Origin of the sequence: Streptomyces yunnanensis (genome assembly GCF_029011865.1) — a bacterium.
Lineage (GTDB): Bacteria > Actinomycetota > Actinomycetes > Streptomycetales > Streptomycetaceae > Streptomyces > Streptomyces yunnanensis.
This window is the reverse complement of sequence record NZ_CP095749.1, coordinates 5,727,190-5,751,616: the sequence shown is the minus strand read 5'-3', so window position 1 is coordinate 5,751,616 and position 24,427 is coordinate 5,727,190. Positions and strand designations below refer to the sequence as shown.

Genomic DNA, 24,427 nt, shown 5'->3' with positions numbered 1-24,427 from the left:
ACGGGGCCCTCGGCCGTGCTTGCCCGGTGGTTCAGCCCCGCCAGTCCCGGGCCCGCAGCGGCAGCGCGGGGGCGCCGGAGTCCGGCGTACGGACCGCCAGCACCTGGTTGACCCCTATGCGGTTGCGCTCGAACGACAGCGCCGAGGCGGCCATGTAGAGCCGCCAGACCCGGGCCCGGCCCGGGGACGTGAGCCGGACCGCCTCGCTCCAGTGGTCCTCCAGATTGGCCACCCACCGACGCAGCGTCAGCGCGTAGTGCTCCCGGATCGCCTCCACGTCCCGCACCTCGAAGCCGGCCTCCTCCAGCTGGCCGACGGTCTGCCCCACCGGGGCCAACTCCCCGTCGGGGAAGACATAGCGGTCGATGAACTCGTCGACGCGGTACGCCTCCTCGTCCGCCAGCGGTCGGCGCGCGATCTGGTGGTTGAGCAGCCGCCCGCCGGGCTTGAGCAGGGCGTACAGCAGTTCCGCGTACTCCGCGTACCGGGCCCGGCCGACGTGCTCGGCCATCCCGATCGAGGAGATCGCGTCGAACGGCCCGTCGGCGATCTCGCGGTAGTCCTGCACCCGGATCTCGACCCGGTCGGCGAGCCCGGCCTCGGCGATCCGCTTGCGGGCGTAGGTGGCCTGCTCCTCGGAGAGCGTGATGCCGACCGCCCGGACGCCGTACTCGCGGGCCGCGTGCAGCACCATCGAGCCCCAGCCGCAGCCTACGTCCAGCAGCCGCTGCCCCTCCGCCAGGCCGAGCTTGCGGCAGATCAGGTCGAGCTTGTCGCGCTGGGCGTCCTCCAGAGTCGCGTCCGGCGTCTCCCAGTAGGCGCAGGAGTAGACCATGGACGGGCCGAGCACCAGCGCGTAGAAGTCGTTGCCGACGTCGTAGTGGTGGCTGATCGCCTGCCGGTCGCGGAGCAGGGAGTGCAGCGCCCCGCGGCGCGGGCGGGCCTCCTCGACGGGCGGCGGGGGCGGGACCGGGAGGCCGGCCAGGGAGAGCAGTTCCCTGGCGGCGGCGCGGATCTCGGGGCGGGCCAGGGCGCGCAGCACGGCGGCGCGCGGCGCCTTCGGGCCGGCGCTGCCGCGCTCCCAGATCAGCCCGGCGAGCAGGTCCAGCGCCTCGTAGAGGTCGCCCTGGACGTCGATGTCACCTGCCACCCAGGCCCGGGCCAGGCCCAACTCACCTGGCTTGAACAGCAGTCGGCGCAGCGCCCGGCGATTGCGGATGACGAGCACCGGAGCATCCGGGGGGCCGGACTCGCTGCGGTCCCAGGCGCGGATCCGCACCGGGAGCGGGGCCCCCAGAACCTCCTCGGCAAGGTTGGTGAGCCGTCCAGCGGCACCGGCCATGTCGCACACCTCCGTCATGACGAGTCGGGCAAAGAAGTTTCACCCACCACCTAAACGCCAAGTGGGCGCCCATATAGTCCCGTTCGCCTGCAAGAGAACAACATGCCGCTCGTTTTCGGCCATACCCGGGCATGCCGAAGGGCGCCCGCCCCACGGATGGCGGACGCCCTTCGGGCTGGTCGGAGTACCCGACCGATGGTTCAGGAAGCCTTGGCCTTCGGCTTGCCTCCGTCGGCCGCGGCGGCCGGAGCGGGGGCCGGCTTGGCGGCCTCGTAGAACTCCTCGCGGGGGTTCTCCATGGCGCCCAGCGAGACCACCTCGCGCTTGAGGAAGGTGGCCAGCGTCCAGTCGGCGAAGACCCGGATCTTGCGGTTGAACGTCGGCATCGCCATGCCGTGGTACGCGCGGTGCATGTACCAGGCGAGACGGCCCTTGAGCTTGATCTTCATCTTGCCCATGACGATCATCGCGACGCCCTTGTGGAGGCCGAGGCCCGCCACCGCGCCCTTGTTGGCGTGGCTGTACTCCTTCTGCGGGAAGCCCCGCATGCCGGAGACCACGTTGTCGCCGAGGACCTTGGCCTGCCGCAGCGCGTGCTGCGCGTTCGGCGGGCACCAGGCGTTCTCGTTGCCGTTCTTGCGGCCGACCATGTCCGGGACCTGGGCGTTGTCGCCCGCGGCCCAGATGTAGTCGGTGCCCTGCACCTGGAGGGTGGCGGCGGTGTCGATGTGACCGCGCGGGCCCAGCGGCAGGCCGAAGCGGGACAGCGCCGGGTTCGGCTTGACGCCGGCGGTCCACACGATGGTGTTGGAGAGCACCTCAAGGCCGTTGTCGAGGACGACGTTGCCGTCGATGCAGGACTTCATGCCGGTCTTGAGGTAGACCTCGACGCCCCGGGACTCCAGGTGCTCCTTGCCGTAGGCGCCGAGCTTGGGACCGACCTCGGGGAGGATCTTGTCCGCGACGTCGACCAGCAGGAAGCGCATGTCCTCGCGCTTGACGTTCTTGTAGTACTTCGCAGCGTCGCGGGCCATGTCCTCGACCTCGCCGACGGTCTCCGCACCGGCGAAGCCACCGCCGATGAAGACGAAGGTCAGCGCCTTGCGGCGGACCTCCTCGTCGGTCGTGGAGTCGGCCTTGTCCAGCTGCTCCAGGACGTGGTTGCGCAGGCCGATGGCCTCCTCGATGCCCTTCATGCCGATGCCGTTCTCGGCCAGGCCGGGGATCGGGAAGGTACGGGAGACCGCGCCCATCGCGACGACCAGGTAGTCGAAGGGCAGCTCATACGCATCGCCCACGATCGGGGCGATGGTGGCGACCTTGCGGTCCTGATCGATGGTGGTCACCCGGCCGGTGAGGACCTCCGCCTTGGGCAGCACGCGCCGCAGCGGGACCACAACGTGACGGGGGGAGATGCTGCCGGCCGCAGCTTCAGGGAGGAAGGGCTGGTACGTCATGTACGAGCGCGGGTCGACGACCGTGACGGTCGCCTCGCCGTACCGCATCTTCTTCTGGATGCGGCGTGCCGCGTACAGGCCTACGTACCCACCGCCTACAACGAGGATCCTGGGACGCTCCGTGGTGCTCATGCAATCGAGTATCCACCCCCACATGGGGGGTCGCTCGTGAGCCCCTTCACAAGAATGACGAAGGCATCTGCTACACTCCGCCGGCTTCGTGACCGACGCCATAGCGCGTTCGGGGAACCACGGTATAACGCGACACGTTGGATACCCCTATTGATCAGGGCTTGTCCGTCTGTGAGCGGCTGGACCACGCCCCTCGGAAACACTCTTGTCACGCGGTGGAGACCCACCGTAGACCCCGCATTCTTCGGGCAGATGAGTCCTAGGACCTTCGAATGAGGGTCGGATGGCCCCATAGTTCGCCCGGGAGGCGGGTTTTTCATGTGAAGGATTTCACGAACCTTTTTTCCGGGCGCCCCTCGGGACCCCCTCCGGAGCCCCTGAAACCCGCTCAGACGGCGCCGCGTCCGCACGAAAAGCCCGATATGGGCAGCGGCTGCGGCGCCGTTCCGGACCCCGTGCGGGGACCGCTCGTCAGGCGAGGCTCCAGGCGATTCCGTCCAGAATGTCGTGTTCGCTGACCACGACCTCGTCGGCGTCGATGCGATCCATGATCGACAGCAGCACGAGGGCGCCGGCCGCGATGACGTCGACCCGACCGGGGTGCATGACGGGGATCGCCGCCCGCTCGGCGTGGGTGGAGGTCAGCAGGCGCTCGGTGACCTCGCGGACCGTGGCCCGGGAGATCCGGGAGTGGTGGATGGCCGCGGAGTCGTAGTGGTCCAGGCCCTGCGCGATGGCGGCGACGGTGGTCACCGAACCGGCCAGGCCGACCAGGGTGGCGGCCTCGGTCAGCGGGACGGTCTCCTCGACGCGGTCCAGGGCCGCGGCGATGTCCGCCTTGATGGCGGCGATCTGGGCGGCGGTGGGCGGGTCGGTGATCCGGCCGTCGTGGAGCAGATGGCGCTCGGTCATCCGCACGCAGCCGACGTCCACCGAGCGGGCGGCCCGGACCGTGTCACTGCCGAGCACGAACTCCGTCGAGCCGCCGCCGATGTCCACGACGAGGTAGGGGAGTTCGATGTGCGGGTGGCCGGTCAGCTCCTTGGTGGCGCCGGTGAAGGAGAACTCCGCCTCCTGGTCGCCGGTGATCACCTCGGGCTCCACGCCCAGGATGTCCACCACGCCGCGGACGAAGTCCGCGCGGTTCTCCGCGTCGCGGGAGGCCGAGGTCGCCACGAAGCGGACGTGCTCCGCGCCCAGGTCCTTGATCACCGCGGCGTACTCACGGCAGGCCGCGAAGGTCCGCTCCAGTGCCTCCGGCGCCAGCCGCCCGGTGCGGTCCACACCCTGGCCGAGCCGGACGATCTGCATCCGGCGGTCGAGCTCCTTCAGCTCGCCGGAGGCGCCGTCGGGCAGCGTCACGTCCGCGACCAGCAGGCGGATGGAGTTGGTACCGCAGTCGACAGCGGCGACACGCTTCACTCGGACGCTCCCTCGTCGGTCTCGACGGTCTCCCCGCACACGCTCACGCAGGGGCCCTTCTTCCACCACTCGGGCAGCATGGCCAGCGCCTCGTCGCCGAGCGGGTTGACGCCCGGGCCGGCGGCCAGCGAGTGGCCGACCAGCACGTGCAGGCACTTGACCCGGTCGGGCATGCCGCCCGCGCTCGGGAAGCCCTGGAGCACCTCGATGGCGTCCCGGCGGCGGATGTAGTCCTCGTGGGCCGCGCGGTAGGCGGCGGCCAGCTCCGGGTCGGTCGCCAGCCGTTCGGTCATCTCCTTCATCACGCCGTTGGCCTCCAGCGTGCCGATCGCCGAGGCGGCGCGCGGGCAGGTGAGGTAGTAGAGCGTGGGGAAGGGGGTGCCGTCCTCCAGGCGCGGTGCGGTCTCGACGACGTCCGGCTGGCCGCAGGGGCAGCGGTGGGCGATGGCCCGCAGGCCGCGCGGCGGACGGCCGAGCTGCTCCTTGAAGGCGGCGATGTCCGCGGCGGTGGGCTCGGTGGGCTCGGTCTGGGGCGGGGGCGTGTCCATGTGCGCTTTCGGTGAGGGCCGGTGGTGAGTGACGAACGGGCCGGGCGGAGGCACGGCGAGGGCGTGCCGTACGGCCGTGTGCGGGCCCGCCCGTACAGTCTCGCCGCTGCCCGCCGGTGCGGGCTACCGCTTGGTGACCGCGGGGGTGTCGGGGGCGTGGGCGGTGTCGGCGCGGTCGGCGCCGGCGGCGCGGTCCACGTCTTCCCAGAGCTTGTCGTACCAGGGGCGTTGGGCCGCCGCCGCTCCCTTGGGCGCGGCGCGGACCCCGGTCCCGTCCTGGACGATGTACCCGGTCTCGTCCGGCATGACGTAGTGCAGGTGCCGGCGGGCCTGTTGCCGGACGTAGGCCGGGTCCTGCCAGCGGGCCTTCTCGTCGCGCAGCCGGTCGAGCGCGGCGGCGGCGTCCTGGGCCTTGCGGCGCTGGTCGGCGATGTCCGAACGCTGGGAGATGTACTGCCTTATCGGGTACGCCAGGGCGACCACCAGCGAGCACATCACCAGCGCCAGCAGGGCGGCCCGGCCGGTGAGGCGGTTGCGGCGGGGCCGTCGCTTGGCGCGGTGGACGCGGGCTGCGGCCTGTTCGCCGAGCGCCTTGAGCCGGGTCGCGGTGGAGAACCGGTCCGCGGGCACGTCGTCTCGCCTCCCCTTCAGCTTCCGTCCTGACGTCGTCACGGCGGTCGTCATGACGTACGTCCCCGGCAACGGTACGGGACCGGCGCCGGGGACGCTGCGCTTCACCCCGGCTTTGCTCCGTTGTCGAGTCCTCGGGAGCTCAGCCGGACGGTGGTGTGGGGCGGGCCTCAGCCCTTGCCGTGCCTACTGGTTCGCAGAGCGCCGTGCCTACTGGTTCGCAGAGCGAAACCGCGGGAACGCGCTGCGGCCGGCGTACACCGCCGCGTCGTCGAGGATCTCCTCGATGCGCAGCAGCTGGTTGTACTTGGCGACGCGCTCGGAGCGGGCCGGGGCGCCGGTCTTGATCTGGCCGCAGTTGGTGGCGACGGCGAGGTCGGCGATGGTGACGTCCTCGGTCTCGCCGGAGCGGTGCGACATCATGCACTTGAAGCCGTTGCGCTGGGCCAGCTCGACGGCGTCCAGGGTCTCGGTCAGCGAGCCGATCTGGTTGACCTTCACCAGCAGCGCGTTGGCGGAGCCCTCCTCGATGCCGCGGGCGAGGCGCTCGGGGTTGGTGACGAAGAGGTCGTCGCCGACCAGCTGGACCTTGGCGCCGAGCTTGTCGGTGATGACCTTCCAGCCGGCCCAGTCGTCCTCGAACAGCGGGTCCTCGATGGAGACCAGCGGGTAGGCCGCCACCAGCTCCTCGTAGTACTCCGTCATCTCGGCGGCGGAGCGCTCCTTGCCCTCGAACTGGTACTTGCCGTCCTTGTAGAACTCGGAGGCGGCGACGTCCAGCGCGAGCGCGATGTCCTGGCCGGGGGCGTAGCCGGCTTCCTTGATGGCCTCCAGGATCAGGTCCAGGGCCTCGCGGTTGGAGCCGAGGTTGGGGGCGAAGCCGCCCTCGTCGCCCAGGCCGGTGGCCAGGCCCTTGGCCTTCAGCACCTTCTTGAGGGTGTGGTAGACCTCGGCGCCCCAGCGCAGCGCCTCGGAGAAGGACTCCGCGCCGATCGGGGCGATCATGAACTCCTGGATGTCCACGTTGGAGTCGGCGTGCGAGCCGCCGTTCAGGATGTTCATCATCGGGACGGGCAGCACGTGCGCGTTCGGGCCACCGAGGTAGCGGAACAGCGGCAGGTCGCTGGCCTCGGAGGCGGCGTGCGCGACGGCGAGGGAGACGCCGAGGATGGCGTTGGCGCCGAGCGAGCCCTTGTTGTCGGTGGCGTCCAGGTCGAACATCGCCTGGTCGATCAGCCGCTGCTCGGTCGCGTCGTAGCCGACGAGCTCCGGGCCGATCTGCTCGATGACGGCCAGGACGGCCTTCTCCACGCCCTTGCCGAGGTAGCGGTTGGGGTCACCGTCCCGCAGCTCGACGGCCTCGAAGGCGCCGGTCGAGGCGCCGGACGGGACGGCGGCACGGCCGGTGCTGCCGTCGTCGAGGCCGACCTCGACCTCGACCGTGGGATTACCTCGCGAGTCGAGAATTTCGCGGGCTACGACGACGTCGATGGACGGCACGTTGTCTCCTTCAGGGGTGTCTGGAGTTCTCGGCATGAGCCTAACGGCCCCGGGGGGATCCGCTCGCCCGTGGCCCGCTCCGTGGGACGAAAAAACCCAACAAGCAGAACGAAATCCCAGTTCACAGGAGGTTTCGGGGCATTGTTCGCTATGCGGGGAACGTCGTGCCGGGCCGCTCGGGGCGCCGGGGACGGCGCGCGCCGCGTCGGTGCCGGTGGGGACGGCCGGGCGGCCGGGTCCGGCAACGGAGAAGCCCCGCCACGGCGCGCTCGGGGGTACGCGCCGCGGCGGGGCAGCTCTCTCGGGCAGCCGGATCGGCTCAGATGCTGAGCTTCTGGCCCGGGAAGATCAGGTTGGGGTTGCCGCCGACGACGGACTTGTTGGCGGCGTAGAGCGCCTTCCAGTTGGTGCCGTGCGCCTTGGCGATCTTGGCGAGGGTGTCGCCCGACTTGACGGTGTAGGTGTCACCGGAGCGGTGCGCGTCCTGCGGGGCGGCCGGCTGGGCCTTCTCGGCCTTCTTCTCGGCCTTCTCGCGGACCGGGGCGGACTTCTTGGTGGAGCCCTCGGTCTGCTTGCGGGCCTCGGTGCCCTGGCTCTTCTTGACGGTGGAGCCGGAGGGGTTGACGGCGGCGGCCGGGCCACCGGAGGTCAGACCACCGGCAGCGGCGCAGCCCCAGGCACCCGGGCCCTGCATGGCGAGCAGCTTCTCGGCGACGGCGATCTGCTGGTCCTTGGTGGCCAGGTCGGCGCGGGCCGCGTACTTGGTGCCACCGGCGGCGGCCCAGCTGGAGTTCGAGAACTGCAGGCCACCGTAGTAGCCGTTACCGGTGTTGATCGACCAGTTGCCGCTGGACTCGCACTGGGCGACCTTCTCCCAGGTGGCGACCGAGGCGGCGGAAGCAGAGGTGGCGCCCATCAGCGGAACGGCGACGGCGGCGCCGGCGACACCGGCCAGGGTGGCGACGCGGACGGCCTTGGAGCTGCGGCGGTGCTTGCCCTTGTTGATCAGCATCGTGCGTTCGTTTCCTCACCGACGCCTACGAGGTGAGCTGTCGGGTTCGGGCCGTGTGAGCTGCCCGGCCGTGTGTGCTGCACACACGACTTCACCCCAAGCCGACTGACCCGCTCTCACGGGCGGGGTCGGCACTTACCTTGGGTCCCCCGCTCCTGCCTTCGGCGCTTGCGCGTCGTCGACTCCGACCGCCGGCAGGACTCGGCGTGCGATCGAAGGGCCCGCTTTGGCGAGCGGTCCTGACCGTAAGCAGTAACCCTGTTGGTGTTCAAACCCCATCTTCTGAACCAAGTTGACCGTTTTTGATCACCACGCGGGTCATTTCCGCAGGTAGGCCCCGGTATGGCAACGGGGGACAGGTCCGGACCCATCCCCCGCAACGAGAGCCATATCTCACTTTTACGAAACGCCGCGAAAGACGGCGAACTGCCGGTAACTACCCCTGTGTCCGCCCGAGATCGAGCACCTGACCGGGGTGGATCAGATCCGCGTCGGAGCCGATGACGTCCTGGTTGCGGTGGTAGAGCGCGGGCCAGCCGCCCGGCAGGTCATGACTGACGGCGATCTCTGACAGGTTGTCACCCGGGCGCACGCGGTAGCTGCCGGCCTCCGCCGGGGGCGTACGGGGCGCCTCGCCGCCGCGGGAGGCGTGCCGGCCGCGGCCGCCGTCCCGGCCGTCGCCGGCCTCCGTACCGTCGCCGGGCGTCCCGCGGTGCTTGCCGGTGGCGGGCGGCGTAGCGGGGTCGCCGGGCCGGTCCTGGCCGCCGGGCGCGGTGGAGTCGGACGGGGCGGGCGACGCCGGGTCGGCCGGGTCCGTCGAGCCCGACGGGCCGGACGGCGCGGACGGGTCTGCCGGGTCCGCCGGAGAGGTGGACGGGCTTCCCGACGGGGAGCCCGACGGGGAGTCGGTGGGTGCCCCGGAGTCGGACGGGGCGGGCGAGGCGGACGAGGAGCCCGACGGCTCCGGGGTCGCCGAGGGCGCGTGCGGGCCGTCCGCGCCGGCGTCGGAGCCGCTGCCGGCGTCCGGGCCGCGGTCCGTGCCGGAGTCACCGCCGGACGGCTCCGGCGTCCGGGTGGCCGGGTCCGGGTGGCCCTGGTCGCCGCCCGCCGTGTCGGAGTCGCCCCCCGCGTCGTCGGAGGCGCCGCCGCCGTTGTGGCCGTGCGTCGGCCGCGGCGAGGGGCGGGTGGTGGGGCCCGGGTCGACGCGGGGCTTGCGGCCGTCCTTGGTCAGTCCGGCGTTCACCGCGCAGCTGGGGAAGGCGTCCGGGCCGCGGTCGTCGAGTATCGCCTCGGCCACGGCTATCTGCTGGGCGCGACTGGCGAGGTCGGGGCGGGAGGCGTAGGCGGTGCCGCCGTAGTCGTTCCACATCTCCTGGGTGAGCTGGAGACCGCCGTAGAAGCCGTTGCCGGTGGCGGCGCTCCACACCCCGCCGCTCTCGCACTGCGCGACCTTGTCCCAGGTCGTCGTGTCGGCGGCGTGCGCGCCGCTCGCCGCGAACAGCGGCAGGGCCAGGCCCGCGCCGGTCACTCCTGCCGTGACAAAAATGGCCGGTGCTTGTCGGGGGCGACGATGCCGGCCGTTCCCGGAACGCATGCGGTTGCCTTTCGCGCGGCGGTTGAGTTGTCGGATCGGCGGCGGAAGGGGTGCCGTGCGGCAACCCGTGGCCGACCTCGATCGTCGGAGGAAAGGTAGCCGGGGTCACGGGCAGTCACAAGTCGGTGTAGCGGAGATCACGCAATGATTACGTAGCTGACGGAGCGTCAATTATGCGACTGTTCCTGGTCAGGGCCGCTCGGGCGTGAACTCCACCGGCAGGGTGCGCAGTCCGCGCATGATGAGCCCGCCGCGCCAGCGCAAATCATCAGGTTCCGCCGCAAGTCGGAGGTCCGGGAGTCGGGTCAACAGAGTGGCGAGCGCGGTCTGTCCTTCGAGGCGTGCCAGGGGTGCGCCGAGGCAGTAGTGGATGCCGTGCCCGTATCCCAGATGCGGGTTGTCACGCCGCGTGAGGTCGAGCACGTCGGGCTCGTCGAAGCGCGCCGGATCGCGGTCGGCGGCGGCCAGCACCACCAGGACCGGATCCCCCTCGGCGATCCGCGCGCCACCCAGCGTCAGGTCCCGGGTCGCGTACCGCCAGGTGGCCAGCTCCACCGGCCCGTCGTAGCGGAGCAGCTCCTCGACGGCGGTGGCGAGCAGCTCGGTGTCGTCGGCCGCGATCGACTTCTGGAGCAGTTCGCGCTGGGCGGGGTGGCGGAGCAGCGCATAGATGCCGTTGCCGATCAGATTGACCGTGGTCTCAAATCCGGCAAACAGCAACACAAAGCACATAGCGGCGGCCTCGTTCTCGGTGAGGTGCTCGCCGTGGTCGGAGGCCCGGATCAGGCCGGAGATCAGGTCGTCGCCGAGCGCGCCGCGCTTGCGGTGGATCAGCTCGGCCAGATAGGCCCGCATCTTCTTGACGGAGCGGGCGACCCCGCCGCGCGGCCCGCCGCCGTGCCGGATCATCATGCCCGCCCAGTCGCGGAAGTCGTCCTGGTCCTCGGGCGGGACGCCGAGCAGATCGCAGATCGCGTAGATCGGCAGCGGGAACGCGAACTCGTGGATGAGGTCCGCGCTCCCCCGCTCCGCGCCGTGCTGTTTTTCCATCATGGTGTCGATCAGGCGGTCGGTCAGCTCCTGTATGCGCGGCGCGAACGCGGCGACCCGGCGCGGGGTGAACGCCTTGGAGACCAGGCGGCGCAGCCGGGTGTGGTCCGGCGGGTCGATGTTCAGCAGGTGCGTCATCAGGTTGGCACTGCGTTCGCCCGGAATGCCCGTCTTGCCCTTTTGGTGGGCGGCCTCGGAGTGGTGCACCGGGTTCTTCGACAGCCGGGCGTCGGCCAGCGCCTGCCGGGCGTCCGGGTAACGGGTGACCAGCCACGCCTCGACGCCGCTGGGCAGCCGGGTCCGGTGCACCGGCGCGTGCTCGCGCAGCCAGGCGTACGCCGGATACGGGTCGGCGGCGAACTCCCAGGAGAAGAGTGCGGGGGTTGGGCCGGCGGCGGCCGGAGACGGGGCCACCGGGCAACCGGTGGGCGGGTCGCCCGCCGGACGGGTGTCGGACCGGGCCTCCGGGTGGGAGTCGGACCGGGTCTCCTGGCGGGCGTCGGGCGTCTGCTGCACATATCGACCGTAACCGGTGACACATCCGCCCCACCCACCCTCAGGGCCTCACCCCGTCTCCACGCCCAGCCCCGCCAGGAACGCCGCCGCGGCCGGCGACGGCCCCAGCCCGCTCCACACCACCCGCTCGGTCCGCTCCGGCGCCGGCCGCACCCGCACGGTCCGCAGCCCGGCCAGCCTGCCGGCGAACGCCTCCGGCACCATGCCGACGCCGAGTCCGGCCCGGACCAGCTCCGCCAGGAACTCCACGGTGGTCACCTCGAACGCCACCTCCGCCGTCAGCCCCGCCGCCCGGAACGCCTCCTCGCGCTGCCGGCGGGCCGCCGACCCCGCCGTGAAGTCCACCAGCGTCTCCCGGGCCACCCGCCCCAGCGTCGTCCACTCCCGCCCGGCCAACGGATGCTCCGGCGGCACCACCGCGACCAGTTCCCCGCGCGCCAGCACCTTCTCCCGGACCCCGACCGTGCGCGCCCCCGGCACCAGCCCGACGAACGCCACGTCCAGCGCGCCCTCCCGCACCCGCTCCAGCAGCGGATCGCTCATCTCCATCTGCAGGCTCACCCGGACCTTCGGGTACCTGGCGCGGAACGCCCCCAGCTCACGGGCGAGATCGATCGCCCCCACAGTGGAGATCGCCCCCACCGCCAGCCGCCCGCGCACCTCGCCGGTCACCGCCTCCACCTCCGCGCGGGCCCGCTCGGCGGCCTGGAGCGCCTGCCGGGCGACCGGAACGAAGGCTTCCCCGGCGGCCGTCAGCCGCACGCTCCGGCTCGTCCGGTGGAAGAGCCGCGCCCCCAACTCCTTCTCCAGACGGGCGATCTGATGACTCAGCGCGGACTGCACCACATGACAGCGCTCCGCGGCCCGGGTGAACCCACCGGTCTCGGCGACCGCGACGACATACCGCATCTGCTGGAGCTCCATGCGCGCGATGGTAGGCGCGCACCGCCCTCCACCATCCATCTCACTCCACGATCGATGCAATGAAAACTATGCGTTGGACCGATCGATGCCCCCGGCCCGACCCTTGACCCCATGAGAACCACCGCACACGAAGAGAGCGGCCCGCAAACCGGTCCGGACACCGCCCCGGACACGAGCCCCGGAGGCGCCGCGGGCCACCCGACGGCGGCGCCGCCCCGACTCGGCCGCGGCACCCTGCTCCTGATGTCCGTCGCCACCGGCCTCGCGGTCGCCGGCAACTACTTCGCCCAACCCCTCCTGGACGTCATAGGCCACGACCTCCACCTCTCCACCGGCACCGCCGCACTGGTCGTCACCGTCGCCCAGACCGGCTACGGGCTCGGCCTGCTCCTCCTCGTCCCCCTCGGCGACCTCCTGGAACGCCGCCGGCTCGCGGTCGTCCTGTGCACCCTGACCGCCGTCTTCCTCACCGTGACCGCGAGCGCCCCGAACGGCGCGCTGCTGCTCGTCGGCACCGCCCTGACCGGCCTCACCTCCGTCGCCGCCCAGGTCGTCATGCCGTTCGCGGCCACACTGTCCGCCCCCGCCGAACGCGGCCGGACCGTCGGCACCGTCATGACCGGCCTGCTGCTCGGCATCCTGCTCGCCCGCACCGCCGCCGGCCTGCTGGCCGAACTCGGCGGCTGGCGCACCGTCTACTGGGTCAACGCCGCCCTGATGCTGCTGATCGCGCTCCTGCTGCGGCTGCGCCTGCCGACCCTGCGCACCAGCGCCGGACTGCGCTACCCGGCCCTGCTCCGCTCGACGCTGGCGCTGTTCGCCCACGAGCCGGTGCTGCGCTGGCGGGCGGCGCTCGGCGCCCTGACCTTCGCCGCCTTCAGCGTGCTGTGGACCGCGGCGGCCTTCCTGCTGTCCGGCCCCGCCTACGGCTGGCAGGAGTCGACGATCGGCCTGCTGGGACTGGTCGGCGCGGCCGGTTCGCTCGCCGCCTCGGCGGCCGGCCGGCTGGCCGACCGGGGGCTGGCGCACCGCGTCAGCGGCGTCTGCGCGGTCCTGCTCCTGGGCTCCTGGGGCCTGCTCGCGGCCGGCGGCACCGGCGGCGGCTGGTCACTGGCCGCGCTGCTGGCCGGCGTGGTCGTGCTGGACCTCGCCGTCCAGGCCGTGCACGTCAGCAACCAGAACCTGATCTACGGCGTCCGCCCCGAGGCCCGCAACCGCCTCAACTCGGCCTACATGACCAGCTACTTCGCCGGCGGCGCGGCGGGCTCCGCACTGACGTCGATGCTCTGGGGCCCGGGCGGCTGGGCCGGCGTCTGCACCCTGGGAGCGGGGCTGTCGGCGGCCGCGGTGGGGGTGTGGACGGCGGAGCGAGTAGGCCGGACGCGGGGCGCCCGGGCGGCGGCCGGTTCCTCCGGTTCGCCGGCTTGAACACCCTGCGTTCCGCCCCCTGACGCCGGTCCGGCGTCACGCTTCGTTCAGCGGCATCCCGGCGACCACGGACTTCCCGCAGGGGCGCCGCGGCACCACCGCCCAAGCGGCAGAGACCGCATCCACGAGGACCAACCCTCGGCCACTGCAACCAGTGTTCGGGCCGGGCCCCATGATGGCCGGCTGACCGTCCCCCGCATCGGACACGGCCAGCCAGTAGTGCCCATCGGCAGGCCAGAGGAACAGCTCGACCAGTTGCTCCTCGTCATGCAACGCACCGTGCCGCACGGCATTGGTGACGAGCTCCGAGGCCAACAGGACGAGATCGTCTGCCAGTTGCTGGGCACAGTCGGTGGGCAGCGCCCCGGCTACGGCCCACCGGGCGCGGCGCACCGAGCCGACGGTGGCGGGGAACGTCCAACGGGAGGGGACAACGGGGACGCGAGTCTCGCTCACGGGCGGCGAAGGCGGTGCGGACTGCGACGGAAACGGGATGACGGGCATGGTGGAACCCCTCACTTGCGTCGGGTAGTTGGACGCGTGCATGTGACGCACGCGGTACATACGCGCTCCCGGCCGCGCCGGTGGCTTGCCTCCCTGGACGCGGGCACACCCACCCCAGGGCGGACGGGCATGCTCGCGCGGTGCGCTTCCGGCGGTTGCGGTGTGTATCTTGCGCAACACTGAACGTAGAGCAGCCGGTGGTAAATTTGCCACACTCCTCGGCAAATACACCACGGATTGGTGAACCCGCCTCCCTGGATCACAGGCTGAGGCGACGTTTCACGGAGAGGGATGGCATGCCGCCCAGGACGATCCCGACGGAACGACAGAAGCGCTTGGGAAGCGAACTGCGAAGGCTCCGCACCTCAGCAGGCATGTCCGCCGAACACGCAGCCGGCCTGCTGGGTGTGGACCGGGGCAAGATCTCCAATATGGAGTCGGGCGTGCGCGGCATCAGCGCCGAGCGCCTGCGCACCCTTGCGTGCAACTGCAGTTGCACCGACAGGAAGTACATCGAGGCGCTGGTCGCGATGGCGCAGCCGGGCAGCGACGGCTGGTGGGAGCGATATAGGGGCAGCCTGCCGCAAGGGCAACTCGACATTGCAGAGTTGGAGCACCAGGCAGTACGCATGCGCGTGGCCAACACGGCACACATCCCAGGGCTGCTCCAGACTCCCGACCATGCGCTGGCTGTATTCCGCGTCGCCGTGCCTGCCCTGCCTGAGCACGAAGTTGCGCTTCGCCTCGCTCACCGATCCGAGCGCCAACAAGTGATCACCCGCGGCGCCCCGGCCTCCTTCGTTGCCATCATTCACGAGGCGGCGCTGAGGATGCAGTTCGGTGGCCGCGCTGTCGCACGCAAGCAACTTGAGCACTTGCTCGCCATGTCGGAACGGCAGAACATCCTTCTCCTCGTCATCCCGTTCTCTCACGGCGCCTTCCCTGGGGCCGGACAGAACGCCGTGTACGCCGAAGGGCCCGTGCCACAGCTCGACACCGTCCAGGTGGACAGTACACATGGCCCCGATTTCCTCTACGCCGAGGGGCAGTTGGCGAAATACCGGACTCAACTCGACTGGTTGGAAGAGTTGGCTCTGCCGCCGGACCAATCGCGTGACTTCATCGGCGAGATCGCGCACCACCTATGAGGAGACGACCGTGACGCCCAAGATCACCTGGGAAGAGCCCTTCTGTGCGGAAGGCAACTCCTGCTTCCGCCTCGGCACCGACGCCGACGGCAACGCCTACATCGCCGTCAACGGCAACGAAGGCCACTACCTCACCGACTCCATAGAGGCCCTACGCACCCTCATCCGCGATGTGAAGGCGGGCAAGGCGGATCACCTGCTCTGATCGCCGGACCCGCCCGGCTCGGGCGCCCGGGCCTCCCCGAGGACACGCTTGGCCCCGGGGTGGCCCAGGGCCGCCGCCTTGCGGTACCAGGCCGCGGCCTCAGCGTCGTCGCCCGCGTTCCTGCACAGCTCGGCGAGGCGGAAGGCGCCGTAGGCGTCGCCTTGTTCGTAGCCCCTGAAATACCAGGTGTGGGCTTCAACCGAGCGATTGTGCTTTTCGAGGAGTACGCCAAGATTGGTGGCATGGAGACCACCCTCCTCTCTTGCTAGGTGCAAAAAGAACTCCATCTGGTCGTCTAGGCCCGCAGGGACACTGAGTTCCTCCTTGAGTTCCTCGACGGCTCGGTTGTCGCCCGCATCGGCCGCCCGACGCAACCAAACCTCGGCCAACTCCGCCTCATTCCAGATCCGGTACACGGACGCGATGCTTGCTGCGACCGGGGCATACTGTGCGTCGGCCGCCAGCGCGTAGCACTGATTCGCCGCTTCCGCTCCATGGCTACCCAGCCACAAGTCACCAAGCAGATGCGCAGCCTCACCGCTTCCACCCTCCATCCCCACCTCCATCCACCGTTCCGCCCGCTGCCGCAACAGCTTCCCCAGAAGCGTGGCTGCTTCCGCGTCGCCCGCTTCCGCGGCGGTCTCCAGGAAGGGCTCGGCCGCCTTGCCATCGCCACGCTCGGCGAGCAACCGGCCGAGCCGGCCAGCCGACTGCGGCTCCCCGGCCTCGGCCGCCCGGCAGAACCAACGTTCGGCTTCGTCCCTCTCCCCCAGCGAATCGGCGAGCAGCCCGAGGTTGTGAAGGGCCGAGGCGTCCCCGGCGTCGGCGGCACGCTGGAAGGCAGCCCTCGCCTTTGCCGCGACCTCGGCGTAGTCGTAAGCCGCGTCCGACCGAGCCGCCTCCAGGGCACAGCCCCATACCGGGCCGAGGACGTCTGGCAATTCCTGGGCTGGGGACACCGTCTCAACGTAAAAGGGCGCGGCTCGCCAGGTATCTCCCGTCACGCGGACGAGAAGCGGCAGCAGGCCGTGACGCCGCTCGACCGCCCAGGCGAGGGCGTCCTCGGCAGACTCCCGCTCCATGCCGGTCACGTCCGCGTACCCCTCGTGGACCTTGAGGAGGAGGTCCGTGGAGAGCGGGCCGGTGAGGCCGCAGCGGGCGAGGTCGAGGGCGGCGCGGACCAGGGCGTGGCCGCGCGGGTGGCGATCGGCGCGGCGGGCGCGCCACCACTCGTCCCAGAGGAGCGGGCCCAGGGCGAGGTACGCGGCGACGCCCTCCGGCCCGCTGGACGAGACGGCGCTTATCAGGCGCGGATCTCCGGTGCGTGCGGCCTCCCCCGCCAACCGCTCCCGCTCCGCCGGGCTCCACTCCCGGGCCAGTTCGACGATGTGGGCCAAGTCGAGGACCCGGCCACCGGGCTGGGCGCGGCAGGCGTCGTAGGCGTCCTCCCGCATGGTGGCGACCACGACGACCTTCAGGGCCGTCAACTGGGCGAGCAGGCGCGGCTCCAGTCCGCCGTCGCCGAGGTGCTCGTCGAGGTCGTCGAGCCAGATGAGGTAGCGCTCCGGGCGGCCTTGCAACAGGGCGGGTAGCCCGCGCAGGTCCGTGCCGCGGGGCGGCGCGAACACCCGGCGCCCGGCTGGCCCTCTGCCCATCGCCACCAGCGCCGTGCGCGACTTGCCGGTGAACGGCTCGCCAAGCAGCAGCACCAGGCCGCCGCCCACCCGTGCCTGTCCCAGCGCCGTGTCGAGTTCGTGATCGCGGTCGCGGAGGACATAGCGAGGAAGGGGTGCGTGCCCATGAACACGGTGGGCGGGCCGGACACCGAACGCGATCGGGTCCAGGTCCGCGGCGGTGGGCCAGCTCTCCGGGTCGGGGAGGGCGCCGGCGAAGCCGGAATGCGTGATGGTGATGCCGCTGATGGCGTCCGCCTGGATCACGGGGCCGTGGGTGGTGCCGCCGGAGACGATGTTGCGGACGGCGGCGGGGCGCCCGGTGGGGGCGTGCGGCTCGGCGCGGTCGGCCCGCCGGCCGGGTTCGCGAAATGCGCCGCCGCCCGTGCCACCAACTCCTCGTCCACCCAGGCCCTCCCCCTCAACTCCCACTCTCCCAACGGTACTAACCCGCGCTCCCTCAACCGCCACCACCGCGCCCCGACAAGCCGAGTCGCCGCGCGCAAGGCCGCCTCGAAGCGACTGCCACAGAGCCCGCACGAACGGTTAGAAGTTCGTGCAAGTCGATGGCACGCCGGGGTGTGCAAGGCGCATGCTCAAACACGTTGATCGTCACCCAAGGCAGGGGGAGGACACGATGGCTCTGCAACGGCTGGGCAAGGACCCGGAGAGCCCCAACAACGGCTCACCGACTGTGTACCTGGATGACGAGACCGGGAACTACATCCTGCAAGGATGGCGGGTGACGAACGCCGAGCTGCTTGGCCAGATGGACATCCCGGCCCATGAAACGGTGATCGAGTTTCCCAGGCGCATGATGCGGTTCTTCCCGGAGGTGAGCGGCGGTGACGGCGGAGCCGACATTTGAGGAGCTTTTCCGGTCTGCCCAGCACAGTGCATGGCACTTCGAAGGCAGGGACGCGTACGCGCTGGATGAGGACTACCGGGAGTGGACAGCGGGAAACCGCTTTGATCCCGCCGAGCGCTGGCCCTGGTGGGTCGACCTGGTTTCCGCCTCGGTGGCCCGTGGCGTGGACGTGCGGCGTGCGCGCATCGTCTCGGAACCCGTCTCCGGCTACATCCGGTACGAACACGCGCTCACCAGCGGACACAACGTCAAAGCCGGCGAGTCAGTGCGCTGGCTACCCCGTCGGCAGGCGTCTTCGCTGCTGCTGCCCGGTAACGACTGCTGGGTCTTCGACCGGTCGTCCGTGCTCTTCAACCACTTCAACGGTGACGGCGAGATGACCGGCGAAGAGCTGGTTACCGACCCCGCTGTGGTCAGCGCCTGCGTGACAGCTTTCGAAGCGGTCTGGGAACGGGCGACTCCGCACGAGGAGTACCGGCCGGCCTGACAGCACACACCCGGAACCCGGAACACCGGAACACTCGAACGTGACTGCATCGTCCAGCGTCCAGCAAGCCCGAGAGGCCCTGGGCAAGCGCCTGCGCGAGATCCGGAAGGACTCAGGTCTGACAGCGCGGGAGCTTGCCGCTCGGGCAGGCTGGCACGAGAGCAAGTGCAGCCGTATCGAGAACGGCCGTACCGGACCGTCCGACGATGATCTGCGGGTGTGGACGCTGCACTGCGGCGCGCAGGAGCAGACGGCCGATCTGATAGCTACCGCGCGCAACATCGACGGCGCGTATGTCGAGTGGCGACGCCTGGAACGGTCCGGTCTCCGGCGTGCACAGGAATCCGTCCTCCCGGTCTGGGAACGGACTCGGCACTTCCGAGCCTACTCATCGTGGCTGATCCCCGGCCCCCTCCAGACCCGCGCCTACATCGAGGCGCTGCTCAGGGCGATTCGCGACCGGCGCGCCCTGCCCGACGACCTGGACGAGGCCGTTCAAGTCCGGGTGGACAAGCAACGCATCCTCCACGAGGGGCCTCGCCGCTTCGCCGTCCTTTTGGAAGAGAGCGTCCTGCGGCACGGCATCGGCGGAGCAACGGCCATGGCCGGTCAACTCGGCCACCTCCTGTCCATAGCCACACTCCCCAACGTCAGCCTGGGAGTGATCCCGCTCGGCGCGGACCGCACCGCACTGTGGCCGGTAGAGGACTTCTGGATCTTTGACCACTCCCAGGTCAACGTGGAGCTGGTGTCTGCCTTCCTGACCATCACGCAGCCACACGAGATCGGCATGTACGCCCGGACCTTCGCCGACCTGGCGGACTTGGCTGTCTACGGTGCCCCGGCACGGGCGCTGATCACTGCAGCGATCGACTCCCTCGGGTGAGCAGGCGCAAGTCCGCGCAAGTTCGTTGAGGCCGACTCCCCGCCGTTTCTAGCGTTGTCGCCATGCAGACGACGTGAGAGGACGGCGAGGCCATGACCAGCCCGAATCGGGGGTACGGCGGCATGGCCCCTCACGAAAGAGGAGGTCAGTAATTGAGTGCTGCGAGTGTCGATACGTATGAGACGCGCACGCCCGACACCGAGGGATGGCGCGGTATCCCGTTCCGTCACCCCATCGACCTGGAAGCCGACGGTGGGAAACACGACGGTGGCCCCATGCCGCCCGAGGCTCCACGTGACCCGCAGCCGCAAGGAGGCGACGGCAAGTGACCCCGGTCCGCCTCCCCTTGGCGAGGTGACGCTTGGGCGATGAAGGCATAGCCACCGGCCCCGTCCATGCACTGCGGTGCATGGACGGGGCTGTGTGCTGTCCGGCCCCGCTCCCCAACGGTACTAACCCGCACTCCCCTCGGCCGCCACCACCGCATCCCGATAGGCGCGGGCCGCGGCGCGCAGGGCGGCCTCCGGGTCCACGCCCTCGGACTCGGCGCGGACGGCCAGGGTGAGGAGCTCGTAGCCGATGCCGGCGCCCGACGGGAGGGGGACGTCGAGGCCGGCCGTGCGGACCCGGGAGGCGAGCTTGGCGGCCAGCGCGAGGCCGGGCTGGGCCAGCGGGATGCCCTCGGTGACCGAGTCGCGCTGCTTCTCCTCGGCCTTGGTGCGGAGCCAGTGGGCCTTGACGTCCTCGGGGGTCTCGGCGAGCTCGTCGCCGAAGACGTGCGGGTGGCGGTGGAGCAGCTTCTCGACGAGGGTGCCGGCCACGTCGTCGACCGAGAACGGCTCGTCGGGGTCGTCCTGGGCGATCCGGGCGTGGAAGACGACCTGGAGGAGCACATCGCCGAGCTCCTCGCGAAGCGCCTCGCGGTCGCCCTCCTCGATGGCCTCGACCAGCTCGTACGCCTCCTCGATGCCGTACTTGGCGAGGTCGCGGTGGGTGCGGATGCCGCTCCAGGGGCACTCGGCGCGGATCTGGTCCATGACCTGGACGAGGTCGAGCAGGCGGGCGCCGGGGAGGTCGTAGGAGCCGGGCAGCAGCTCCAGGTCGGGCATGGTCTCGCGGCCGGAGCCGGCCAGCCGGGCCAGGCCGTCGGTGAGGGCGCTCTCGCCCTCGGCGGAGGTGAGGACGACGGCCGTGCGGGCATCCGATGGGGGTACCTCCCGTGCCGTTGAGGCTCCGGGGGAGCAGTAGTCGACCAACTCGCGGGCGGTGGGGGCGGCGGTCTCCACCGCGATGCCTGCCTCGCGGAGGTAGGGCAGCTGGGGGTGGTCGGGGTCGCCGCACAGGACGCGGTCGGCGGCGCGCAGGGTCTGCCAGGCGGGCCAGGACAGCAGGCCGGGGGCGACCCGGTGGCTGGTCGTGAGCAGGACCAGGCGGCCGGTGCCGGCGCCCTCGGGGCGGGCGGGGTCGGCGCCGGCAGCGGCGGGGGTGGCGTCAGCGGCGTCAGCGTTCACATGAACGAACGTAACGCACGCCACTGACAGTGACCGGGAGTCCCCCGGTCAGCGCCCCGGCCGCCCGCGTGCCGCCCCCGCCCGCCCCGAAGGGCCGAGGGCTACGCCTGCTCCTGGTGGGTGGTGGCCGGCACGATCCACGGGAGCTTGGTCTCGCCGAGGATCACCTGCTGGTCGTCCCACGTGCCGTAGCGCGGATTGACGTCGACGCTCATCGCGCGGGAGGTCTTGGCGAGCGCGTCGACCAGCCTGCGCTGGCCGTCGGGCCGGCCGCGGTCGGCGCGCAGGTGCTTGGCGAGGCCGTCGATCAGGAGCTGGTTGCGGACCACCTGGTCGATCTGGTCGGGGGCGATGCCCTGCTGGAGCCACATCGTCCGGAGCCGGGCGGCGCCGCCGGCCCGTTCCTCGGCCGTGGCCCGGGCGTCCTGGATGTCGGCGCGGGTGACGGTGACCCCGGCGTCCCGGGCGGCGCGGGCCAGCACCTCGTCGAAGATCATGCCGTTGAGGGTGGAGAGGTTGAGCCGGCCGGTGTTCATGATCAGCTGCTTGCCCTGCGGGGACGTGGCCTGGGCGACGCGGACGTCCTTCACCCGGGCCTGGAGCTGGGCGACGGTGATCCGCTTGCCGTCGACGACGGCGGCGGCACCGGGGTGGGCGTCGGTGCCGCAGGCGGCGAGCAACGGGGTCGCGGCCAGCAGAGCGGCGGCGGCAGAAACGGAGAGCGCTGTCCTACGGCGGAACACATGGCCTCCCGGCAGATCGGATCGTGCGACGGAGTGACGACCTCGTACGGCCCGCACGGCCCGTACGACGCGTACGGAATGACGACCTTGTTGCGACCTAGCTACGACCTCTTCCTGAGTGATCGATGCTAGGGAGTCGGCGTGGCACAGGCCACTGCTTCGGCCAACGAGCCGCGCGGGGGTCGGTTCCGGCGTGGGGGTACCACCCTGCTCGAACAGAGCTGAGAGCTTGGGGGCACACCCGGCCCGCCCGGCCGGCGCACCGCGGCGCCGTGGCGGCGCGGCACCGCCGGGGCATCACCCCTGCATCTGCCCCAGCCAGTACAGGGTCCGGCGGACCTCCGTGGGGAAGGCGTGGTGCGGGCCGTGCAGCCGCTCGGCGTCGTACAGGAGGCGGGAGAGGGTCTCCTTGGCGGCGCCGTGTTCGCCCTGGGCCAGCAGCAGATGGCCGATGGAGCGGCGGATCTCCAGGGGGCGAACGGGGTCGTCGGCGTAGTGCTCGAAGTACGGGAGGAGGGCGCGGTACTCCTCCAGGGCCTGTGCGACCTCGCCGAGTTGTTCCAGGCACTGGGCGGCGTCGTGGTGGAACTGGAGGGCCTGGCGGGTGGCGCCGGCGCCGGACTCCTTGCCGTACTCCTCGGCCAGGATGCGGAGTTCGGGCAGCGCGCGGCGGTATTGGCCGTCGTCCATGAGGGTGGCCGCGTACTGCTTGCGGAGGGTGCGGACGACCGGGGAGTGCGCGCCGTGGCGCTCGGCGGCGGCCGGGAGGATGCCGCCGAGGATGTCCACGGCGCGGGTGATGCGGCCCTGGTCGAGGAGGAGTTTGACCTCGTCGACGGCGGCGGCGACGTCCGGCCCGCCGGAGGCGGAGGTGCGCGGGTCGGCCGCGGGGCGGGACGCCGCCGGGGAGCCCAGGGAGCTCCAGGGGGCGTTGCCGGCGAGGGAGGCGCGCGGGTCCTGGACGGCCCGGGCGGGGGCCGCGGCCGGGTGGGACGTGCCGCCGCGCGGTGGCGGCGCCGGCGACGGGTGGGCGGGCTCGGGGACGCGCGGGACGGCCGGCGCGGTCGGGGTCGGTGCGGGGCCGGCCGAGCGCAGCGGCCAGGGGGCGTGCGGCTGGCGGAACGGGCGGGTGGGGTCCATGGGGGCCGGCGGGGAGTGCGGGGGGTGCGGGCCCGCTGCCGAGGTGGGCAGGAGGGGGGCGAGGGCCGCGTAGACCTCCTGGGCGTCGGCGGGGCGGGCCCGGGGGTCCTTGCGGAGCAGGTGCAGGACGAGCGCTTCGAGCGGCTCGGGGACGTCGGGGCGGAGCCGACGGACCGGCACCGGCTCCTCGTGGAGGTGGCGGTGGAGGACGCCGAGCGCGGTGGAGCCGGCGAACGGGACCTCGCCGCTGAGGAGTTCGTGCAGGAGCACCCCGAGGGCGTAGAGGTCGGTGTACGGGCCGACGGCGCCGCCCATGGCCTGTTCGGGCGCCATGTAGGCCGGGCTGCCGATGGGCGAGCCGGTGTGCGTGAGGCGGGTGGTGTCGGTGTCCAGGGCGGAGGCGATGCCCAGGTCCAGGACGATCAGCGAGCCGTCCGGCCGGATCATGACGTTGCGGGGCTTGAGGTCCCGGTGGACGATCGGCACCGCGTGCACCGCGGCCAGCACGGCGCACAGTTGGGCGGCGACGGAGACCGCCCACGGCCAGGGGTAGGGGTCGTGCTCGGCGAGGTGGTCGGAGAGGTCGGCGCCGTCGACGTACTGCATGACGAGGTAGAGGTCCTCGTCGTCGCTGCCGGCGTCGTGGACGGTGACCAGTCCGGGGTGGTCGACCTGCGCGGTGACCCGGCACTCGCGGACGAAGCGGCGGCGCATCTCCTCGCCGTCGGGGGTGCCGGCGACCCGGTCGGGGCGGAGCAGCTTGACGCCGACCCGGCGGTCCAGGCGGCGGTCGTAGCCGATCCAGACCTGGCCCATGCCGCCCTGGCCGAGCAGGACGGAGAGTTCGTAGCGGTCGGCGATGACCCGCCCGTTCACCGGCCCTCCTTGCGGAGGTAGTCACTGAGTTCGTCGAGTTCGGCGCGGACCTGGTCGATGCGCTGGGGCGGCGACGGGCGGTGCTCGGGCACGTGGGGAGCGGCGGGCGGGGGCATCGGGGGCCGGACGGTGCCGGTCGTGGCGTACGAGGGGAAGGGCTGGGTCTCCTGGACGTGCAGGGCCGGGTGCGGCGGCGCGTGGGGGTGGCCGGGCGCCGGCGGGGCGTAGGGGTGCGGGAACGCCCCGACCGGGTACGCCGCCGGAACCGGGCCCACGGCGCGCGTCCGCTCGGCGCGCAGGTCGACGGCGAGGTAGTACGCCACGACCGCGGCGATCTGGAGCAGCAGGAGGCCGACGCCCACGTTGGTGCGCCAGTCCGTCTCCGGGAAGCTGACGATCAGCACACAGGTGCCGACGAACAGCGCCAGGTCGGCGGCGAAGAGCCACCAGCCCAGCGGCCGGCGCAGCACGATCGCGGCCCGCAGCATCGCGGCCCAGGCCAGGAAGCCCAGGCTGAGCACCGTGGCGGCCACGAAGGCCACCCGCAGCGTGAGGACCGTCCCGCGTCCCGGGGGACGGTGCGGCGGCGGGGACGGGACGGGGCCGTACATCAACTGCTCCTGACGGATCGTTCGTGGCCGGGGCCGGGCCGGGTCTCCCTCGAACAGGGCGGTACCCCCTCGGTGGCCGTGCGCGCCGCGGCTCCGCCGGTGCGCACACGTGCTTGCGAGCGTATATACGACGCTGCGCGTGCGTGCAGGGTTGTAGGGATTGCCCCGGCTGATCCGCCGGTCCCCAGCTGATCCGCCGGTCCCTGGGGCTCCGTGCGCG

22 protein-coding genes and 1 riboswitch are annotated in these 24,427 nt (G+C 71.6%); of the genes, 6 read left to right on the top strand and 16 right to left on the bottom strand.

Annotated elements, in window-relative coordinates; genetic code table 11:
* Positions 1-31: 31 nt before the first annotated feature.
* The 10 genes from MOV08_RS25160 to MOV08_RS25115 form a co-directional block, all read right to left on the bottom strand.
* Complete coding sequence (locus tag MOV08_RS25160) at positions 32-1,342, bottom strand: class I SAM-dependent methyltransferase (RefSeq protein WP_275308907.1); 1,311 nt, start codon at positions 1,340-1,342, stop codon at positions 32-34.
* Between the two features lie 200 nt (positions 1,343-1,542).
* Entirely contained in the window at positions 1,543-2,931 is a 1,389-nt protein-coding gene (locus tag MOV08_RS25155) for an NAD(P)/FAD-dependent oxidoreductase (protein WP_039635773.1), read from the bottom strand.
* Between the two features lie 471 nt (positions 2,932-3,402).
* On the bottom strand, positions 3,403-4,353 hold the full coding sequence (locus MOV08_RS25150; protein ID WP_039635772.1) for a Ppx/GppA phosphatase family protein: 951 nt from the start codon (positions 4,351-4,353) through the stop codon (positions 3,403-3,405).
* A complete protein-coding gene (locus tag MOV08_RS25145) occupies positions 4,350-4,901 on the bottom strand; it encodes a DUF501 domain-containing protein (protein WP_039635771.1) in 552 nt (183 codons plus the stop codon). The genes MOV08_RS25150 and MOV08_RS25145 overlap by 4 nt, the downstream gene beginning before the upstream one ends.
* A gap of 123 nt (positions 4,902-5,024) precedes the next feature.
* Complete coding sequence (locus MOV08_RS25140; protein ID WP_039635770.1) at positions 5,025-5,531, bottom strand: FtsB family cell division protein; 507 nt, start codon at positions 5,529-5,531, stop codon at positions 5,025-5,027.
* Positions 5,532-5,741: 210 nt separating this feature from the next.
* Positions 5,742-7,067 (bottom strand): phosphopyruvate hydratase, encoded by a 1,326-nt coding sequence (gene eno, locus MOV08_RS25135; protein WP_275308905.1) that lies wholly within the window; start codon positions 7,065-7,067, stop codon positions 5,742-5,744.
* Positions 7,068-7,350: 283 nt separating this feature from the next.
* Complete coding sequence (locus MOV08_RS25130) at positions 7,351-8,043, bottom strand: transglycosylase family protein (RefSeq protein ID WP_039635768.1); 693 nt, start codon at positions 8,041-8,043, stop codon at positions 7,351-7,353.
* Between the two features lie 7 nt (positions 8,044-8,050).
* Positions 8,051-8,220: riboswitch (cyclic di-AMP (ydaO/yuaA leader) on the bottom strand.
* 259 nt (positions 8,221-8,479) lie between these two features.
* Positions 8,480-9,571, bottom strand: a complete 1,092-nt coding sequence (locus MOV08_RS25125) for a transglycosylase family protein (RefSeq protein ID WP_275308904.1) — start codon at positions 9,569-9,571, stop codon at positions 8,480-8,482.
* 255 nt (positions 9,572-9,826) lie between these two features.
* Positions 9,827-11,101, bottom strand: a complete 1,275-nt coding sequence (locus tag MOV08_RS25120; protein WP_275311883.1) for a cytochrome P450 family protein — start codon at positions 11,099-11,101, stop codon at positions 9,827-9,829.
* Between the two features lie 150 nt (positions 11,102-11,251).
* Entirely contained in the window at positions 11,252-12,127 is an 876-nt protein-coding gene (locus MOV08_RS25115; RefSeq protein ID WP_039635766.1) for a LysR family transcriptional regulator, read from the bottom strand.
* A 111-nt stretch (positions 12,128-12,238) separates the two neighbouring features.
* Here MOV08_RS25115 and MOV08_RS25110 point away from each other — a divergent pair, with 111 nt between their 5' ends.
* The gene (locus MOV08_RS25110; RefSeq protein WP_420834210.1) at positions 12,239-13,555 is read left to right on the top strand and encodes an MFS transporter; all 1,317 of its coding nucleotides are present in this window, start codon (positions 12,239-12,241) and stop codon (positions 13,553-13,555) included.
* Between the two features lie 36 nt (positions 13,556-13,591).
* Here the strand turns inward: MOV08_RS25110 and MOV08_RS25105 are convergent, their stop codons facing one another.
* Complete coding sequence (locus MOV08_RS25105) at positions 13,592-14,011, bottom strand: ATP-binding protein (protein ID WP_275308902.1); 420 nt, start codon at positions 14,009-14,011, stop codon at positions 13,592-13,594.
* A gap of 344 nt (positions 14,012-14,355) precedes the next feature.
* On the opposite strand from MOV08_RS25105, the gene MOV08_RS25100 reads away from it, so the two are divergent.
* Both MOV08_RS25100 and MOV08_RS25095 read left to right on the top strand, forming a co-directional pair.
* Positions 14,356-15,207 (top strand): helix-turn-helix domain-containing protein, encoded by an 852-nt coding sequence (locus MOV08_RS25100; RefSeq protein ID WP_275308901.1) that lies wholly within the window; start codon positions 14,356-14,358, stop codon positions 15,205-15,207.
* A 10-nt stretch (positions 15,208-15,217) separates the two neighbouring features.
* Positions 15,218-15,412 carry a hypothetical protein gene (locus tag MOV08_RS25095; RefSeq protein WP_275308900.1) on the top strand — a complete coding sequence of 65 codons (195 nt, stop codon included), beginning with the start codon at positions 15,218-15,220 and terminating at the stop codon, positions 15,410-15,412.
* Here the strand turns inward: MOV08_RS25095 and MOV08_RS25090 are convergent.
* Positions 15,400-17,352 carry a hypothetical protein gene (locus MOV08_RS25090; RefSeq protein ID WP_275308899.1) on the bottom strand — a complete coding sequence of 651 codons (1,953 nt, stop codon included), beginning with the start codon at positions 17,350-17,352 and terminating at the stop codon, positions 15,400-15,402. The genes MOV08_RS25095 and MOV08_RS25090 overlap by 13 nt on opposite strands.
* Before the next feature lie 370 nt (positions 17,353-17,722).
* On the opposite strand from MOV08_RS25090, the gene MOV08_RS25085 reads away from it, so the two are divergent.
* From MOV08_RS25085 to MOV08_RS25075, 3 genes are read left to right on the top strand one after another with little or no spacing between them, the layout of a single operon-like run.
* Positions 17,723-17,953, top strand: coding sequence for a hypothetical protein (locus MOV08_RS25085; RefSeq protein WP_275308898.1), 231 nt, complete (start codon positions 17,723-17,725; stop codon positions 17,951-17,953).
* Positions 17,931-18,440: a DUF6879 family protein gene (locus MOV08_RS25080; RefSeq protein ID WP_275308897.1), complete on the top strand. Its 510-nt coding sequence runs from the start codon at positions 17,931-17,933 to the stop codon at positions 18,438-18,440. The genes MOV08_RS25085 and MOV08_RS25080 overlap by 23 nt, the downstream gene beginning before the upstream one ends.
* 40 nt (positions 18,441-18,480) lie before the next feature.
* Positions 18,481-19,326 (top strand): helix-turn-helix domain-containing protein, encoded by an 846-nt coding sequence (locus MOV08_RS25075; RefSeq protein ID WP_275308896.1) that lies wholly within the window; start codon positions 18,481-18,483, stop codon positions 19,324-19,326.
* Positions 19,327-19,778: 452 nt separating this feature from the next.
* Here MOV08_RS25075 and MOV08_RS25070 read toward each other — a convergent pair whose 3' ends face one another.
* The 4 genes from MOV08_RS25070 to MOV08_RS25055 form a co-directional block, all read right to left on the bottom strand.
* Complete coding sequence (locus MOV08_RS25070; protein ID WP_275308895.1) at positions 19,779-20,837, bottom strand: nucleoside triphosphate pyrophosphohydrolase; 1,059 nt, start codon at positions 20,835-20,837, stop codon at positions 19,779-19,781.
* Between the two features lie 101 nt (positions 20,838-20,938).
* On the bottom strand, positions 20,939-21,580 hold the full coding sequence (locus tag MOV08_RS25065; protein WP_275308894.1) for a SurA N-terminal domain-containing protein: 642 nt from the start codon (positions 21,578-21,580) through the stop codon (positions 20,939-20,941).
* Positions 21,581-21,877: 297 nt separating this feature from the next.
* Positions 21,878-23,596 carry a serine/threonine-protein kinase gene (locus tag MOV08_RS25060; RefSeq protein ID WP_039635759.1) on the bottom strand — a complete coding sequence of 573 codons (1,719 nt, stop codon included), beginning with the start codon at positions 23,594-23,596 and terminating at the stop codon, positions 21,878-21,880.
* Entirely contained in the window at positions 23,593-24,207 is a 615-nt protein-coding gene (locus MOV08_RS25055) for a hypothetical protein (protein WP_275308893.1), read from the bottom strand. The genes MOV08_RS25060 and MOV08_RS25055 overlap by 4 nt, the downstream gene beginning before the upstream one ends.
* Between the last annotated feature and the right edge of the window lie 220 nt (positions 24,208-24,427).